At 65.5% G+C, this 13,824-nt stretch carries 13 protein-coding genes; 7 read left to right on the top strand and 6 right to left on the bottom strand.

Features of this window, described 5'->3' with window-relative positions; translation table 11 throughout:
- Positions 1–30 precede the first annotated feature (30 nt).
- The 4 genes from pgm (at position 31) to BRSPCE3_RS25835 (ending at position 6,069) form a co-directional block, all read left to right on the top strand.
- On the top strand, positions 31–1,671 hold the full coding sequence (gene pgm / locus BRSPCE3_RS25850) for a phosphoglucomutase (alpha-D-glucose-1,6-bisphosphate-dependent) (RefSeq protein ID WP_244069115.1): 1,641 nt from the start codon (positions 31–33) through the stop codon (positions 1,669–1,671).
- Between the two features lie 22 nt (positions 1,672–1,693).
- Positions 1,694–2,650 (top strand): NAD(P)-dependent oxidoreductase, encoded by a 957-nt coding sequence (locus BRSPCE3_RS25845; protein ID WP_244069114.1) that lies wholly within the window; start codon positions 1,694–1,696, stop codon positions 2,648–2,650.
- The gene (locus tag BRSPCE3_RS25840; RefSeq protein ID WP_244069113.1) at positions 2,643–3,518 is read left to right on the top strand and encodes a dihydrodipicolinate synthase family protein; all 876 of its coding nucleotides are present in this window, start codon (positions 2,643–2,645) and stop codon (positions 3,516–3,518) included. The genes BRSPCE3_RS25845 and BRSPCE3_RS25840 overlap by 8 nt, the downstream gene beginning before the upstream one ends.
- A 223-nt stretch (positions 3,519–3,741) precedes the next feature.
- On the top strand, positions 3,742–6,069 hold the full coding sequence (locus BRSPCE3_RS25835) for a xanthine dehydrogenase family protein molybdopterin-binding subunit (protein ID WP_244069112.1): 2,328 nt from the start codon (positions 3,742–3,744) through the stop codon (positions 6,067–6,069).
- Positions 6,070–6,204: 135 nt separating this feature from the next.
- Here the strand turns inward: BRSPCE3_RS25835 and BRSPCE3_RS25830 are convergent, their stop codons facing one another.
- From BRSPCE3_RS25830 to BRSPCE3_RS25820, 3 genes are read right to left on the bottom strand one after another with little or no spacing between them, the layout of a single operon-like run.
- Complete coding sequence (locus tag BRSPCE3_RS25830; protein WP_244069111.1) at positions 6,205–7,401, bottom strand: acyl-CoA dehydrogenase family protein; 1,197 nt, start codon at positions 7,399–7,401, stop codon at positions 6,205–6,207.
- 14 nt (positions 7,402–7,415) lie between these two features.
- Complete coding sequence (locus BRSPCE3_RS25825) at positions 7,416–8,561, bottom strand: acyl-CoA dehydrogenase family protein (RefSeq protein WP_244069110.1); 1,146 nt, start codon at positions 8,559–8,561, stop codon at positions 7,416–7,418.
- Between the two features lie 8 nt (positions 8,562–8,569).
- Positions 8,570–9,424, bottom strand: coding sequence for an enoyl-CoA hydratase (locus tag BRSPCE3_RS25820; RefSeq protein WP_244069109.1), 855 nt, complete (start codon positions 9,422–9,424; stop codon positions 8,570–8,572).
- Between the two features lie 157 nt (positions 9,425–9,581).
- Here BRSPCE3_RS25820 and BRSPCE3_RS25815 point away from each other — a divergent pair, with 157 nt between their 5' ends.
- The 3 genes from BRSPCE3_RS25815 to BRSPCE3_RS25805 are packed head-to-tail and all read left to right on the top strand — an operon-like array spanning position 9,582 to position 11,624.
- Positions 9,582–10,202 (top strand): LemA family protein, encoded by a 621-nt coding sequence (locus BRSPCE3_RS25815; protein WP_244069108.1) that lies wholly within the window; start codon positions 9,582–9,584, stop codon positions 10,200–10,202.
- A 20-nt stretch (positions 10,203–10,222) separates the two neighbouring features.
- Positions 10,223–11,122, top strand: coding sequence for a YgcG family protein (locus BRSPCE3_RS25810; protein WP_244069107.1), 900 nt, complete (start codon positions 10,223–10,225; stop codon positions 11,120–11,122).
- 4 nt (positions 11,123–11,126) lie between these two features.
- Complete coding sequence (locus BRSPCE3_RS25805; protein ID WP_244069106.1) at positions 11,127–11,624, top strand: TPM domain-containing protein; 498 nt, start codon at positions 11,127–11,129, stop codon at positions 11,622–11,624.
- 200 nt (positions 11,625–11,824) lie between these two features.
- Here BRSPCE3_RS25805 and BRSPCE3_RS25800 read toward each other — a convergent pair whose 3' ends face one another.
- The 3 genes from BRSPCE3_RS25800 to BRSPCE3_RS25790 all read right to left on the bottom strand — a co-directional run bounded on the left by BRSPCE3_RS25800 (position 11,825) and on the right by BRSPCE3_RS25790 (position 13,708).
- Positions 11,825–12,439, bottom strand: a complete 615-nt coding sequence (locus BRSPCE3_RS25800; RefSeq protein ID WP_244069105.1) for a glutathione S-transferase family protein — start codon at positions 12,437–12,439, stop codon at positions 11,825–11,827.
- An 88-nt stretch (positions 12,440–12,527) separates the two neighbouring features.
- Entirely contained in the window at positions 12,528–13,337 is an 810-nt protein-coding gene (locus tag BRSPCE3_RS25795) for an MBL fold metallo-hydrolase (RefSeq protein ID WP_244069104.1), read from the bottom strand.
- Positions 13,334–13,708, bottom strand: coding sequence for a Crp/Fnr family transcriptional regulator (locus BRSPCE3_RS25790; protein ID WP_244069103.1), 375 nt, complete (start codon positions 13,706–13,708; stop codon positions 13,334–13,336). The genes BRSPCE3_RS25795 and BRSPCE3_RS25790 overlap by 4 nt, the downstream gene beginning before the upstream one ends.
- Positions 13,709–13,824: the final 116 nt, after the last annotated feature.

Raw genomic sequence — 13,824 nt, 5'->3', positions numbered from 1 at the left:
TGGTCGGCGATGCCAGATCTGAGAGGTCACGTGACTGCACCAAATCCTGCCGCCGGCAAACCCATCGATCCCTCAGCGCTCGCCAATGTGCCGCGGCTGGTCACGGCCTATTTTGCCGGCAAGCCCGACCCCAGCGATCCCACCCAGCGGGTTGCCTTCGGCACCTCGGGCCATCGCGGCTCCTCGCTGAGGAATTCCTTCAACGAAGACCACATTCTCGCCACCACGCAGGCGATCTGCGATTACCGGCGCGAGAAGGGCCTGACCGGGCCCTTGTTCATCGGCATCGATACCCATGCGTTGGCCGAGCCGGCGCTGGCCAGCGCGGTCGAGGTGTTCGCGGCCAACGGCGTCGAGATCATGATCGACACGCAGGGCGGCTACACCCCGACGCCTGTCATCTCGCACGCGATCCTGAGTTACAACAAGGGACGCAGCAGCGGGCTTGCCGATGGCGTCGTCATCACGCCGTCACACAATCCGCCGGAGGACGGCGGCTACAAATACAATCCGCCGCATGGCGGCCCGGCCGACACCGACGTCACCGCCGTGGTCGAGAAGAACGCCAACCGCTATATCGAGGCCGGCCTCAAGGGTGTCGCACGGATCCCGTATGATCGGGCGCGCAAGGCTGCGACCACACATCTGCACGACTACATCACGCCCTATGTCGCCGATCTCGGCAACACCGTCGATCTCGCATTGATCAAATCCGCCGGCGTCAGGATCGGCATCGATCCGCTCGGCGGCGCGGCGGTGCATTACTGGCAGCCGATCATCGCGCGCTACGGCATCAATGGCACCATCGTCAACAACGCCGTCGATCCGACCTTCCGCTTCATGACCGCGGATTGGGACGGCAAGATCCGGATGGATTGCTCGTCGCCTTATGCGATGGCGAGCCTGATCGGGATGCGCGACCGCTTCGACGTCGCTTTTGCCAACGACACCGACGCCGATCGCCACGGCATCGTGACGCGCTCGAACGGGCTGATGAACCCGAACCACTTCCTCGCGACCGCGATCGCCTATCTGTTCGCGCACCGGCCGCAATGGAGCGGGAGCGCAGCGATCGGCAAGACCATCGTGTCGAGCTCGATCATCGATCGCGTCGCGAAGAAGCTGGGCCGCAGACTGGTCGAAACGCCGGTCGGCTTCAAATGGTTCGTCGAAGGGCTCGGCAGCGGCGGCTTCGGCTTTGCCGGTGAGGAGAGTGCGGGCGCATCGTTCCTGAAGCGCGACGGTACGGCCTGGACCACGGACAAGGACGGCATCATCCTCGGCCTCCTGGCGGCGGAGATCATCGCCAGGACCGGCCGCGATCCCAGCGAATTGTTCAACGAGCTGACCGCCGAGCTCGGCGTGCCCTATTACGAGCGCATCGACGTCGCGGCGACGCCGAAGCAGAAGAACGCACTGAAGGCGCTGGGGCCCGAGCAGCTCAACATGACGCAGCTCGCCGGCGATCCCGTGCGCGCGGTCCGGACCAAGGCGCCGGGCAATGATCAGCCGTTCGGCGGTATCAAGGTCGAGAGCGAGGCCGGCTGGTTCGCCGCGCGTCCCTCCGGCACCGAGGACGTCTACAAGATCTATGCCGAGAGCTTCCGCGGGCCGGATCATCTGAAGCAGATCCAGGGCGACGCGCAGGCCGCGATCGCCAAGGTGTTCTGAGGCGCGGGGCCGGGCGGAATCCATGCGTGTATTGTTGACCGGCTCGTCCGGCTGGCTCGGCCGTTTCCTTGCGCCGCGGCTTCGGCTGGCCGGCCATCACGTGACCGGCCTCGACGTCGTCCCTGGCGAGGCGACGGATGTGGTCGGCTCGGTGGTCGACCGATCGGTGGTCGATCGCCTGTTCGGTGATCACGGCATCGAGGCCGTGATCCATGGCGGCGCGCTGCACAAGCCTGATATCGCGCGGTTCGCGCCGCAGGCCTTTGTCGACGTCAACGTGTCAGGCACGCTCAACCTGCTGCAGGCCGCAATTGCCGCCGGGCATGAACGTTTCGTCTTCACCTCGACGACCTCGCTGATGATCTCGCAGGCGATCCGCGACGAGGAAGGCCATGCGGCGGTGTGGCTCGACGAGACGACAGCGCCGCTCGAGCCGCGCAACATCTACGGCGTGACGAAACTCGCCGCCGAAAACCTGTGCCGGCTGTACAGCCGCGAGCATGGGCTGAACTGCGCGGTGCTGCGTACCAGCCGGTTCTTTCCTGAAGACGACGACACGATCGTTGACATTCACGGCGAGAATCTGAAGGCGACCGAGCTGTTGTACCGCCGCCTGACGGTCGAGGACGCCGCCGACGCCCATGTCGTGGCGCTGGAGAAGATCCGCGGCTTCGAGGTCTTCGTGATCAGCGCGCCGACGCCCTTCGCGCGCAGCGACGTTGCCGCCCTGAAGACCGATGCGCCGGGCGTGATCGCGCGTCATTTTCCCGATGCGCCGGCGCTGTTCGCGCAACGCGACTGGCAACTGCCGCGTTCGATCGGCCGGATCTACGACACCGGCAAGGCCGAGCGGCTGCTCGGTTTCCGCGCGGTAACCGACTTTGCAGCGGTGCTCGGCGCCCTGCGCAGCGGCGAGCCGCTTCCCTTTGCGCACGATCCCGATTATGTCTCGCCGTCAGCGAGGCTCGCAAATGGCTGATTTCCACGGCGTCTTTCCGTATCTGGTGTCCCCGGTCGATCCCGCCGGCCATGTCCGCACCGAGGTGCTGGGCCGGCTCTGCGATGATCTGATCAAGGCCGGCGTGCATGGGCTGACGCCGCTCGGCTCGACCGGCGAATTCGCCTATCTCAACAACGCGCAGCGGATGCAGGTGGTGGCGACCACGATCGAGGCCGCGCAGGGCCGCGTGCCCGTCGTGGCCGGCGTCGCCTCGACCTCGACGGCGGATGCGGTGGCGCAGGCCAAGGCCTGTCAGAAGCGGGGCGCCGCCGGCATTCTCGCGATCCTGGAGGCGTATTTTCCGCTCAGTGACGCCCAGGTGGAATCCTATTTCTGCGCCATCGCCGACGCCGTCGACATTCCGGTCGTGATCTACACCAACCCGAATTTCCAGCGCTCCGACCTGACGCTCGACGTCATCGCGCGGCTCGCCGAGCATCCGCGGATCGGCTACATCAAGGATGCCTCGACCAACACCGGCCGGCTGCTGTCGATCATGAACCGCTGCGGCGACAGCCTGAAAGTGTTCTCGGCCTCCGCCCATATTCCGGCCGCGGTGATGCTGATCGGCGGTCACGGCTGGATGGCTGGGCCGGCATGCATCATCCCGCGGCAGAGCGTCGAGCTCTACAATCTCTGCCGCCGCGCCCGCTGGGACGAGGCGATGGTCTTGCAGCATAAGCTCTGGCGCATCAACGAGGCGTTCGCCCGCTTCAACCTCGCCGCCTGCATCAAGGCCGGGCTTGCCAGCCAGGGCTACGATGTCGGCGACCCCGTGCCGCCGCAGGCGCCGCTGACGGCCGAGCAGCGCAAGGTGGTCGAGGCCGCGTTGCGCGATCTGGCCTGAAACCGGCTTGCGCGTTGTTTGCGCTCCCGCCACGTCGCCATTCCGGGGCGATGCGTTAGCATCGAGCCCGGAATCCATAACCACCATCGGGAGTATGGATTCCGGGCTCGCGCCAAGAGGCGCGCCCTCAGATGCGCAATTGCGCATCGGGGAATGACAACAGTTGTGCAGAGCCGAAAATCCGTTAAAACCCGCCAAAATTTCCGAGATCAAGGACCCTCTGATGAACATTCTTCCCGGCAATATGCGTTTCGGTGCGGGCCAGCCGGTCAAGCGTCTGGAAGACCAGCGGCTGCTCACCGGGAAGGGGCATTTCATCGACGACAAGCCGCAGGACGGCGCGCTATGGCTATACGTGCTGCGCTCGCCGCATGCCCACGCCAACATCAGGTCGATCGACGCCAAGGCGGCGCTCGAGATGCCCGGCGTCAAGGCGGTCTATACCGGTGCCGACCTCGTGAAAGACGATATCGGCACGCTGCCGACGCTTGCGATCTTCAAGCGGCCCGACGGCTCGCCGATGACCGTGCCGCCGCGGCGCCTGCTGGCGCATGAGGTGGTGCGTTACGCCGGCGAGGGTGTCGCGGCCGTTGTCGCGACCTCGCGCGTGCTGGCGCAGACCGCGGCGGAAGCGATCGGGATCGACTACGATGTGCTGCCTTCGGTGGTCGATCCGCTCGAGGCGATCAAGCCAGGTGCACCCGCGGTCTGGCCGGAGGCGCCCGACAACGTCGTGGCCGCGATGAGCTACGGCGACGCCGCCAAGGTCGAGGAAGCCTTCGCCAGTGCCGCGCACAAGGTTTCGCTCGACCTGGTGAGCCAGCGCCTGGTGCCGTCGGCGATGGAGCCGCGCTCGACCATTGCCGAGATTGAGAAGAAGACCGGCCGGCTGATTCTCCACGTGCAGTCGCAGACCCCGGGTTCGACCCGCGATCTGCTGGCGGAATCGATCCTGAAGCGGCCAAAGGACAGCGTGCGCGTGCTGGTCGGCGATATCGGCGGCGGCTTCGGCCAGAAGACCAGCCTCTATCCGGAAGACGGCATCGTCGCTTACGCCGCGACCAAGCTGAACGAGAAGGTCCGTTGGCGCGGTGACCGCACCGACGAATTCGTCGGCGGCACCCACGGTCGCGACCTGACCTCGACCGGCGAGTTCGCGCTCGACGCCAAGGGCCGCGTGCTGGCCTACCGGGTGCGCTCGCTCGGCGGCACCGGCGCTTACTCGTCGGGTACCGCCAACATCATCCCGCTGGTGCTCGGCCCGTTCGTGCAGACCGGCGTCTACGATCTGCCGCTGGTGCATTTCGAGGTGAAGTCTGTCATGACCAACACCGCGCCGGTCGGCGCCTATCGCGGCGCTGGCAGGCCGGAGGCGGTGTTCATCGTCGAGCGGCTGTTCGATGCCGCCGCGCGCCAGATCGGCATGGACCCGCGCACCATCCGCAAGGTCAACTACATCAAGCCGGCGCAGCTGCCCTACACCAACGCGGTCGGGCAGGTGTACGATTCCGGCGCCTTCGCGCACATGCTGGAGCGCGCCTCGGATCTCGCCGACTGGAACGGCTTCGCCGCGCGCAAGAAGGCAGCGAAGAAGAAGGGCCTGCTCTACGGCCGCGGCCTGACCAGCTACATCGAATGGACCGGCGGTCGCGCTCACACCGAGAACGTCTCGCTGCACGCGACTGCCGAGGGCCGCGTGGTCCTGTGGTCCGGCACCATGGCGATGGGCCAGGGCCTCGCCACCACCTACACCCAGATGATATCGGATACGCTCGGCATTGCCCTGGACAAGATCGACGTCATCCAGGGCGACACCGATCTTGCCACTGGCTTCGGCAGCGTCGGCTCGCGCTCGCTGTTCGTCGGCGGCACCGCGGTTGCGGTCTCCGCCAACGACATGATCAACAAGGCGCGCGACAAGGCTTCCAATCTGCTGGAAGCCTCCGCCGAGGATATCGAGTATCGCGACGGCTTCCTCACCGTGGTCGGCACCGACAGACGCATCAGCCTGTTCGAGATCGCGGCCAAGGAGAAGAGTGCAAAACTCTCGGTCGAGAGCGAGGGCAATGTCGACGGGCCGAGCTGGCCGAACGGCACCCACATCTGCGAGGTCGAGATCGATCCCGAGACCGGCGTGACGCGGGTGGTGCGTTACACCACCGTCGACGACGTCGGCGTCGCCGTCAATCCGATGCTGGTGACGGGGCAGGTGCATGGCGGCGTCGTCCAGGGCATCGGCCAGGCGCTGTACGAAGGTGTCGCCTACAGCGAGGAAGGCCAGCTGCTGACCGCGAGCTATCAGGACTATTGTATCCCACGCGCCTCGGACATTCCGCCGCTGTCGGTGACGCTCGATCCCTCCGCGCCCTGCAAGACCAATCCGCTAGGCGCCAAGGGCTGCGGCGAGTCCGGCGCGATCGGCGGCCCGCCCTGCATCACCAACGGCGTCATGGATGCCTTGAGCGAGGTCGGGATCACCCAGCTCAACACGCCGCTGACGCCGGTCAAGATCTGGCAGGCGATCAGGGACGCGAAGTTCGGGGCGGCTTAGGCCGCGCGCACTCTCTCACCACGTCATTCCGCGGCGCGCAGCGCGAGCCCGGGATCCATCGCGCCACAGAACATGGGCTTGATGGATCCCGGGCTCATCGCTTCGCGATGCCCCGGAATGACGAGGAGAGAGAAGCTACAACCCCAGCACCATCTTCGCGATGATGTCGCGCTGGATTTCCGACGATCCGCCGAAGATCGTGTACGCCCGCCCGTTGAGATATTCCGGCACCACCGGCAGCAGTTCTTCCGGGATCGCCGGCTCGTGGTTGAGCCGGTAGAACGGCCGCGCCGGCTCGACCGCAAGCCCGTCCTGGCCGATCACGTCGACGCCGAGCCGCGTCACGGCCTGGCGGATCTCGCTGACCCGCAGCTTGATCAGCGACGACACCGCGCCGGGATTCTGCCCGGTCTGCAGTGCCGACAGCACCCGCAGCTCGGTCATCTCCAGCGCATCGATATCGACCTCGACTTCCGACATCCGGATCGCGATGTCGGGGTCCTCGATGGCGCGGCCGGTGACCTCCGAGCCTGCTAGATCGGTGATCGTCTTCAGCGCCTCGCGCAGCTTGGCGGATGCGATGCCGGAGCCGCGCTCGAACTCCAGCAGATACTTGCCGTAGGTCCAGCCCTTGCCTTCCTCGCCGACCCGATTGGCGACGGGCACGCGGACGTCGTCGAAGAACACCTGGTTGACCTCGTGATCGCCGCCGATGGTCAGGATCGGGCGCGTGGTGATGCCAGGCGTCTTCATGTCGATGAGAATAAAGCTGATGCCGTCCTGCTGGCGTTCGCCGTCGCTGGTGCGCACCAGCGCGAACATGCGGTTGGCGTGATGGGCGTGCGTGGTCCAGATCTTGGTGCCGTTGATGACGTAGTCGTCGCCGTCGCGCACCGCGCGGGTCTTCAGTGACGACAGGTCGGAGCCCGAGCCCGGCTCGGAATAGCCCTGGCACCAATAGTCTTCACCCGAGAGGATCCGCGGGAGGTAAAAGTTCTGCTGCTCCGGCGAGCCGAAGCCGATGATGACGGGGCCGACCATCTTCACGCCCATCACGTTGACGTTGGGCACGCCGGCGCGGGCGCATTCGGCCTCGAAGATCCAGCGCTGTGCCGGCGTCCAGTCCGGCCCGCCATGCTCGACCGGCCAACCCGGCGCACCCCAGCCCTTCTTGTGCAGCGCGCGCTGCCAGGCCATGCCGATATCGGGGTCGGAGAACACCGACGGCGTCAGCGCGGTGGCGCGCTTCATCTCCGGCGTCAAACTCTCGGTGATATAGTCGCGGACTTCCTGCTCGAAGGCGCGTTCCTCGGCACTGAAGGTGAGATCCATGGTGCGCTCTCCGTCTAAGCTTGGACGCGGCCGCTCAGCGCGGCGTGGCGGCGATAATGATGGGCGCTGCCGCCGAACAGCGTGTCGAAGGCGAGCAGGCGCTTGAAATAGGCGCCGATGTCGAGCTCCTCGGTGACGCCCATCGCGCCGTGCAGCTGCACAGCCTGTTCGGCGACGAAGCGCGCGCATTTGCCGATCTTGGCCTTGGCGCCGGAGGCGGCGCGTCCGCGAGCCACGGGTTCGGCATTGGCCATCAGCGCCGCGCGCAAGGCCATCGAGCGCGCCTCGTCGACCTGCATTGCGACGTCGGCGAGGCGGTGGCGGATCACCTGGTTGGCCGATAGCGGCCGCCCGAACTGCTTTCGAATCTTGGTGTATTCGAGCGTGGTGTCGAGCAGCGTTTGCATGATGCCGACCGCTTCCGCACCGAGCGCGGCCATCGCGCGGTCGATCACGATTTCGATCGCGGCAAGCGCATCCTGGCCGTCGCCGAGCCGCGCGTCGGCGGGCAATTGCACATCCTTCAGGTCGAGATTACAGCCGCGCCCGCCACCGAGCCGCGCATAGTCGCGCGTGGTAATGCCTGGCGTCCCTTTCGGCGCCAGGAACAGGCCAAGCTTGCCGGATGCGCCGTTGGCGTTGGTAACGCGGGCGGAGACGATGATCTGCCTGGCGGCGGCGCCGTCGAGCACCGCGATCTTGCTGCCGTTCAGCCGCCAGCCGTCGGCGGTCTTGGTCGCGGTCGTGTCGACGTGGCCGAGGTCGAAGCGCGCGGCGCGCTCCGAATGCGCAAACGCCAGCGTGAGCGCGCCCTCGGCAATCCTGGGCAGGATCGCCTGCTGCTGCGCCTCGGTGCCGCATTCGGCGACCAGCGCGGCGCCGATCACGACGGTGGAGAGGAACGGCTCGGACACCAGTCCGCGGCCGAATGCTTCCATCAACAGCCCGATCTCGATGGCGCCGCCGCCGAGTCCGCCATGGGCTTCGGCGATCGGCAGCGCCAGCCAGCCGAGCTCGGCGAACTGCTTCCAGATCGCAGGCGAATAGCCCAGCGGGTCGCTCGCCGCCTTTTTGCGATGATCGGCGTTGAAGGTCTCCGCCACGAAGCGGTCGGCACTGTCGCGCAGCAGGCGCTGCTCGTCGCTGAGGGTGAGGTCCATCTGGCTTTCTACACGTTGGCGGTTTTCTTGACGGAGGGATGCAGACCCGCGGGGTCCACCACCATTCCGAATTCATGGAGATTATGGGCGTGGCAGAGCTGATGCAGCGCAAAGGCCTGATCGATCGCGGCCGGCTGCCCCATGATGTCGACGGAGCGGTTGACTGCTTCCTTGGACAGCTTCAGCGCAAAGGAGGGCTTGGCGGCGATGCGCCGTGCCAGCGCCAGCGTGAAGGAGGAGAGATCGCCGCGCGGCACCACATGATTGACCATGCCGAGGCGATGCGCCTCGTCGGCGCTCCAGACGTCTGCGGTGAACAGCATCTCCTTGGCCTTGCGCGCGCCGAGCTCCCAGGGATGCACGAACCACTCGACGCCGCAGACGCCCATCGTCACCACGGGATCGCAGAACTCGGCATCATTGCTCGCGACGATCAGGTCACAGGCCCAGGCCAGCATCAGCCCGCCGGCGATGCACTTGCCGTGCACCTCCGCGATCGTGGGCTTTGCCAGATTGCGCCAGCGCCGTGTAATCTGCAGATAGATCTCCTGCTCGCGCGCGAAGCGGCCGTGGGCGTTGGGCTGGGCGAAGCCGCCCCAATTTCCGACTGGCGGGAAATCGACGCCGGCCTGGTTCTTGGCGCCGGGCCGCAGATCGTGGCCGGCCGAGAAATGCGGACCGTTGCCGGCGAGGATGATGACCTTGATCGCGTCGTCCTGCACCGCCTGGTCGAAGGCGGCGTTGAGGTCGTAGGTCATTTGCAGGTTCTGGGCATTGCGCGCCTCGGGGCGGTTCATCACGATCCGCGCAATCGCGGGATCGGGCCGCTCGACAACGATCGTCTCGAATGGTTCAGACGCCATGGATCCTCCCGCGATCAATTTTTCCGCCATGATGAACGGCGTGGGGAGGGAGTGGCAAGGGCCATCGCCGGCAAAAGCGGCCGCGAAATCCGCCACGCGGGATTATCAGGCGAAAATCTGTTACCGTGATGCAGAATCCACCGGGAGGACCATTTTCATGCGCAAGCTTTGGACCGTGCTGGCAGCGCTGGCGACCTTGAGCCTGACCAACTGCGGCTACAACGCGATCCAGACCAATGACGAGCAGGTCAAGTCGAGCTGGTCAGAGGTGGTGAACCAGTACCAGCGGCGCGCCGACCTGGTGCCGAACCTGGTCAACTCGGTGAAGGGCTTTGCGCAGCAGGAAAAAGACGTGCTGCTCGGCGTCACCAACGCGCGCGCCAAGGTCGGCAGCATCCAGGCGACGCCCGAGGTGCTCAACGATCCCGCCGCATTCCAGAAGTTCACACAGGCGCAGGGTGAACTGACCAGCGCGCTGTCGCGACTCCTGGTCGTCACTGAAAACTACCCGCAGCTGAAATCGGATGCCCTGTTCCGCGACCTGATGGCACAGCTCGAGGGCACCGAGAACCGCATCACGGTGGCGCGCAACCGCTACATCAAGTCGGTGCAGGACTATAACGTCGGCATCCGCACATTCCCGAACAATCTGACCGCGATGATGTTCGGCTACAAGGAGAAGCCCAACTTCACGGTCGACAACGAGAAGGAGATCTCGACCGCGCCGAAGGTCGATTTCAATCCGGCGCCGTCGCCATCCCCCGCGCCGTCGAAGTAACGCCGGCTGCGCCTGTCGCGATGACCGCCGCACGCGTCATCCTGCTCGCCTTCCTGCTGGGCTTCGTGTGCCCGGCGTGGGCCGAGGTCGCGGTGCCTCAGCTTACCGGCCGCGTCGTCGACCAGACCGGAACGCTGTCGGCTGGCGATGTCGCATCGCTGACCGACCGACTGAAGGATCTGGAGACCCGCAAGGGCAGCCAGATCGCGGTCCTGATCGTGCCGACCACCGGTGAGGAAACCATCGAGCAGTTCTCGATCCGCGTCGCCGAAGCCTGGAAGATCGGGCGCAAGAAGGTCGACGACGGTGCGCTGCTCGTGGTCGCCAAGAACGACCGGCATCTGCGCATCGAGGTCGGTTACGGCCTCGAAGGTGTGCTGAGCGACGTCGTCACCCACCGCATCATCGACGAGGACATCACGCCGAAATTCAAGGCCGGCGATTTCGCCGGCGGCATTTCGGCGGGCGTCGACCGGATGATCCGCCTGGTCAATGGCGAGCAACTGCCGGCGCCGGAGCCCGAGCATTGGCAGGCGCCCAATCTCGTCGACTTCGCCAATCCGGTGGTGATCTTTGGCGTCATCATCGTGGCCGGCTTCCTGCGCGGCCTGCTGGGACGGTTGTTGGGCTCGGCCGCGACCGGCGGCATCGTCGGCGTCTTCACCTGGATGCTGGCCGGCTCGCTCGCCACCGCGCTGGTGGTCGGGTTGTTTGCCGGTGTTGCGGCGTTGATCTTCGGCGGCTTGAATTTTGGCGGTCCGGCGGCCGGCTCGGGACCGTACCGGCGCGGCGGGGGTTATTCCGGGGGATGGTCCGGCGGGGGTGGAGGCTGGAGCAGCGGCTCGAGCTCGGGCGATAGCGGTGGCTTCAGCGGCGGAGGCGGCAGCTTCGGCGGCGGCGGCGCCTCGGGGAGCTGGTAGGCACATGAGCATCAAGCGCATCGGCAAGCATCTGCTCGAACACCGCTGGCGTGTGAGGCGCGAGTTTCCGCCGCGGGTGCTCGACGCCATCGAACAGGCGATCAAGGCCGGCGAAGCCACCCATTCGGGCCAGATCCGCTTCGTCGTCGAGGGCGCGCTCGACGGCGTGCCGCTGTTCCGCAACCAGCCGGCGCGGGAGCGGGCGCTCGACGTGTTCTCGCATTTGCGGATATGGGACACCCATCACAACAACGGCGTGCTGATCTATCTGTTGCTCGCCGATCGCGACGTCGAGATCGTCGCCGACCGCGGCATCGACGCCAAGGTCGGCTACGCCGGTTGGGAAGCGATCTGCCGCGCGATGGAAACCGATTTCCGGGCGGGCCGGTTCGAGCAGGGCGTGATCAAGGGCATCGCGGCGGTGTCGCAGGAGCTGGCGAAATATTTTCCGCATGCAGAGGGCGGCCCGAACGAGCTGCCGGACAAGCCCGTGGTGATTTGAGCGGCCAACGATTTCGCCCGGCGCTCTTCATCCTCCCCTGGAGGGGGAGGATCGACGCGAATGCAATGAGCGGCGAGGTGGGGTGAAGGTCCCTCCGCGTGAACGCTGCCCGAGTGGAGAGATCACCCCACCTCGGTTCGCATTGCGCTGCGCTTCATGCGAACCCGATCCTCCCCCTCCAGGGGAGGATAAGAAGACCTCTACGCCTTCACCGACGGCCGCGCAGCGACACGGTTGAACCAGGCGACGACGTTGCCGTTCGACTGGTCCAGCGGCTGGCCGACCTGGTTGCCGAAATCGAGCCAGCAATACAGCAGCATGTCGGCGAGGGTGAAGCGCTGGCCGCAGATATAGTCGCGGCCGTCAGCCATCTGATCGTTGAGCCATTTGATGCGGTTGGCGGCGATCATCTTCAGGCCCGGCGAGGCTTCGGGCGCGACCGGAATACGCTTCTCGAAGAACTTCAGCGCCTCGCCGAAACGGTAGCCGTTGGCGAGCGGCTCGGCGATGTTGAGATCGACGCGGCGGGTCCACATCCGGCATTCGGCGCGCTCTTCCGGCGTGGCGCCGATCATCGCGGGCGAGGGGTGCTTCTCCTCGAGATATTCGCAGATCGCGGTGATCTCCGAGAGATAGTTGCCGCAGTCGAGCTCGAGCGCCGGCATCTGGCCGTGCGGGTTGCGCTTCAGATGCGCGTCCTCGCGGTTCTCGCCCTTGCGCAGGTCGACGGTCTGTTTGGGGATCTCGATACCCTTCTCGGCCATGAACATGCGCACGATGCGCGGATTGGGTCCGATCGAGTCGTAAAGCTTCATGGTCCTCGCTCCCTGTTTCCTCAGCGTTGTTGTTGTCGCTGTTGAACAGGCCGCGCGCGGATTTGTCAAATTTGAAGGCGAACGATGATCAATCGTCGAGCTTGTTGAGGTCGCGCACGGACTGCATGATCGGCTCGAAATTGGAGCGCGCATCGAGCGCATCGAACAATTGCGCGGTGTCTTCGAGCAGGGCATGCGAGCGTTGCAATGCGATCCGCACATCGTCCTGCGGCGTGTCGGACAGCCGGCCATGGCCCGACAGCAGGATCTTCGAATTGAGCCCCTTGATCCGTTCCAGCGACTGGATGTAATCGGCGATCGAGCCGGAGCCGAACACGCCGCCCATCACGCCGCCGGGCATCAGCGTGTCGGCGGCAAACAACAGGCCCTTGTCCTGGTCGAACAGCGAGATGCAGGCCGAGGTATGGCCCGGCGTGTACATCACGTTGAGGCGGAAATTGCCGAGGTCGATCAGGTTGCCTTCCTCGAGCCAGATGTCGATGTCGATCGGCACGTTCGGCTCGTTGAACATCTTGCGCAGCATCGAGAAGTCGTCGCGCAGCATGATCTTGTTGGCGGCGAGCCGGTGCGCGGCGATATAGGCCGTGCCGTGGAAATGGTAGGCCGCGCCGATATGATCGAGATGCTCGTGGCTCAGCACCACCATGTCGATCATCTCGGGCGTCACGCCGAGATGGTCGAGGCAGGCGACCAGTGACGGATAATTGGTCGACAGGCCGACGTCGATCATGATGGTCCGCTTGCTGCCGCGCACCAGATAGGCGTTCGCCGCGCGGTTCTTGAAGCGGATCTGGTAGACATCGTCGGCCGCCTCGATCAGGGTCGCGACCTCGGCCTCGAACAGCGTCTTGAACGGGCTCGGCTTGCGCTCGCTCATGGGGAAGCCGCCGCTCGGTAAGTGACGGCGTTGGACGCGCGCAGGCGTTTCGAGAGCGCGTCCATCACCATCAGCGCAAACGCCGGCTGCTGGCTGACCAGATAGACGAAGCGGGCGTGGTTGATCCGCATCACCCGCGTCGCAGGCGCGGAGGCGATGGCGGTCGCCGAGCGCGCCGAGCCGTCGATCACGGCCATCTCGCCGAAGAACTCGCCCTTGCCGAGGCTGACGATGACCGTCTTGTTTCCGCCATCGATCTTGGCGATGTCGACCTTGCCGTCGAGCACGACAAATAACTCGCGGCCGGTCGAGCCTTCCTCAAAAATGACGTCATCGACACCAAATTCATTGATGCATTTCTCGATCGTCATGGTGCTCCCCTGCCTTCTGGCTGGAAGATAGCGGTATGTTAATCGGGAAAGCGCCGCGCGCAAACGGAGCTGATGCAGATTGCCGCAGCGCCGCATCGCCCAAATCCGGCCCGGAA

This window comes from Bradyrhizobium sp. Ce-3 (genome assembly GCF_022835695.1).
Lineage (GTDB): Bacteria > Pseudomonadota > Alphaproteobacteria > Rhizobiales > Xanthobacteraceae > Bradyrhizobium.
Note: the sequence above shows the minus strand (reverse complement) of the source record. Positions and strands in the feature narration are given on the sequence as shown.

Coding starts and splice junctions, on each gene's coding strand:
- BRSPCE3_RS25820 (WP_244069109.1), bottom strand. CDS start 9,424: ATGGCGTCTGAACCATTCGAGACGATCGTTGTCGAGCGGCCCGATCCC.
- BRSPCE3_RS25845 (WP_244069114.1), top strand. CDS start 1,694: ATGCGTGTATTGTTGACCGGCTCGTCCGGCTGGCTCGGCCGTTTCCTT.
- BRSPCE3_RS25805 (WP_244069106.1), top strand. CDS start 11,127: ATGAGCATCAAGCGCATCGGCAAGCATCTGCTCGAACACCGCTGGCGT.
- BRSPCE3_RS25790 (WP_244069103.1), bottom strand. CDS start 13,708: ATGACGATCGAGAAATGCATCAATGAATTTGGTGTCGATGACGTCATT.
- BRSPCE3_RS25800 (WP_244069105.1), bottom strand. CDS start 12,439: ATGAAGCTTTACGACTCGATCGGACCCAATCCGCGCATCGTGCGCATG.
- BRSPCE3_RS25825 (WP_244069110.1), bottom strand. CDS start 8,561: ATGGACCTCACCCTCAGCGACGAGCAGCGCCTGCTGCGCGACAGTGCC.
- BRSPCE3_RS25795 (WP_244069104.1), bottom strand. CDS start 13,337: ATGAGCGAGCGCAAGCCGAGCCCGTTCAAGACGCTGTTCGAGGCCGAG.
- BRSPCE3_RS25835 (WP_244069112.1), top strand. CDS start 3,742: ATGAACATTCTTCCCGGCAATATGCGTTTCGGTGCGGGCCAGCCGGTC.
- BRSPCE3_RS25840 (WP_244069113.1), top strand. CDS start 2,643: ATGGCTGATTTCCACGGCGTCTTTCCGTATCTGGTGTCCCCGGTCGAT.
- BRSPCE3_RS25815 (WP_244069108.1), top strand. CDS start 9,582: ATGCGCAAGCTTTGGACCGTGCTGGCAGCGCTGGCGACCTTGAGCCTG.
- BRSPCE3_RS25810 (WP_244069107.1), top strand. CDS start 10,223: ATGACCGCCGCACGCGTCATCCTGCTCGCCTTCCTGCTGGGCTTCGTG.
- BRSPCE3_RS25830 (WP_244069111.1), bottom strand. CDS start 7,401: ATGGATCTCACCTTCAGTGCCGAGGAACGCGCCTTCGAGCAGGAAGTC.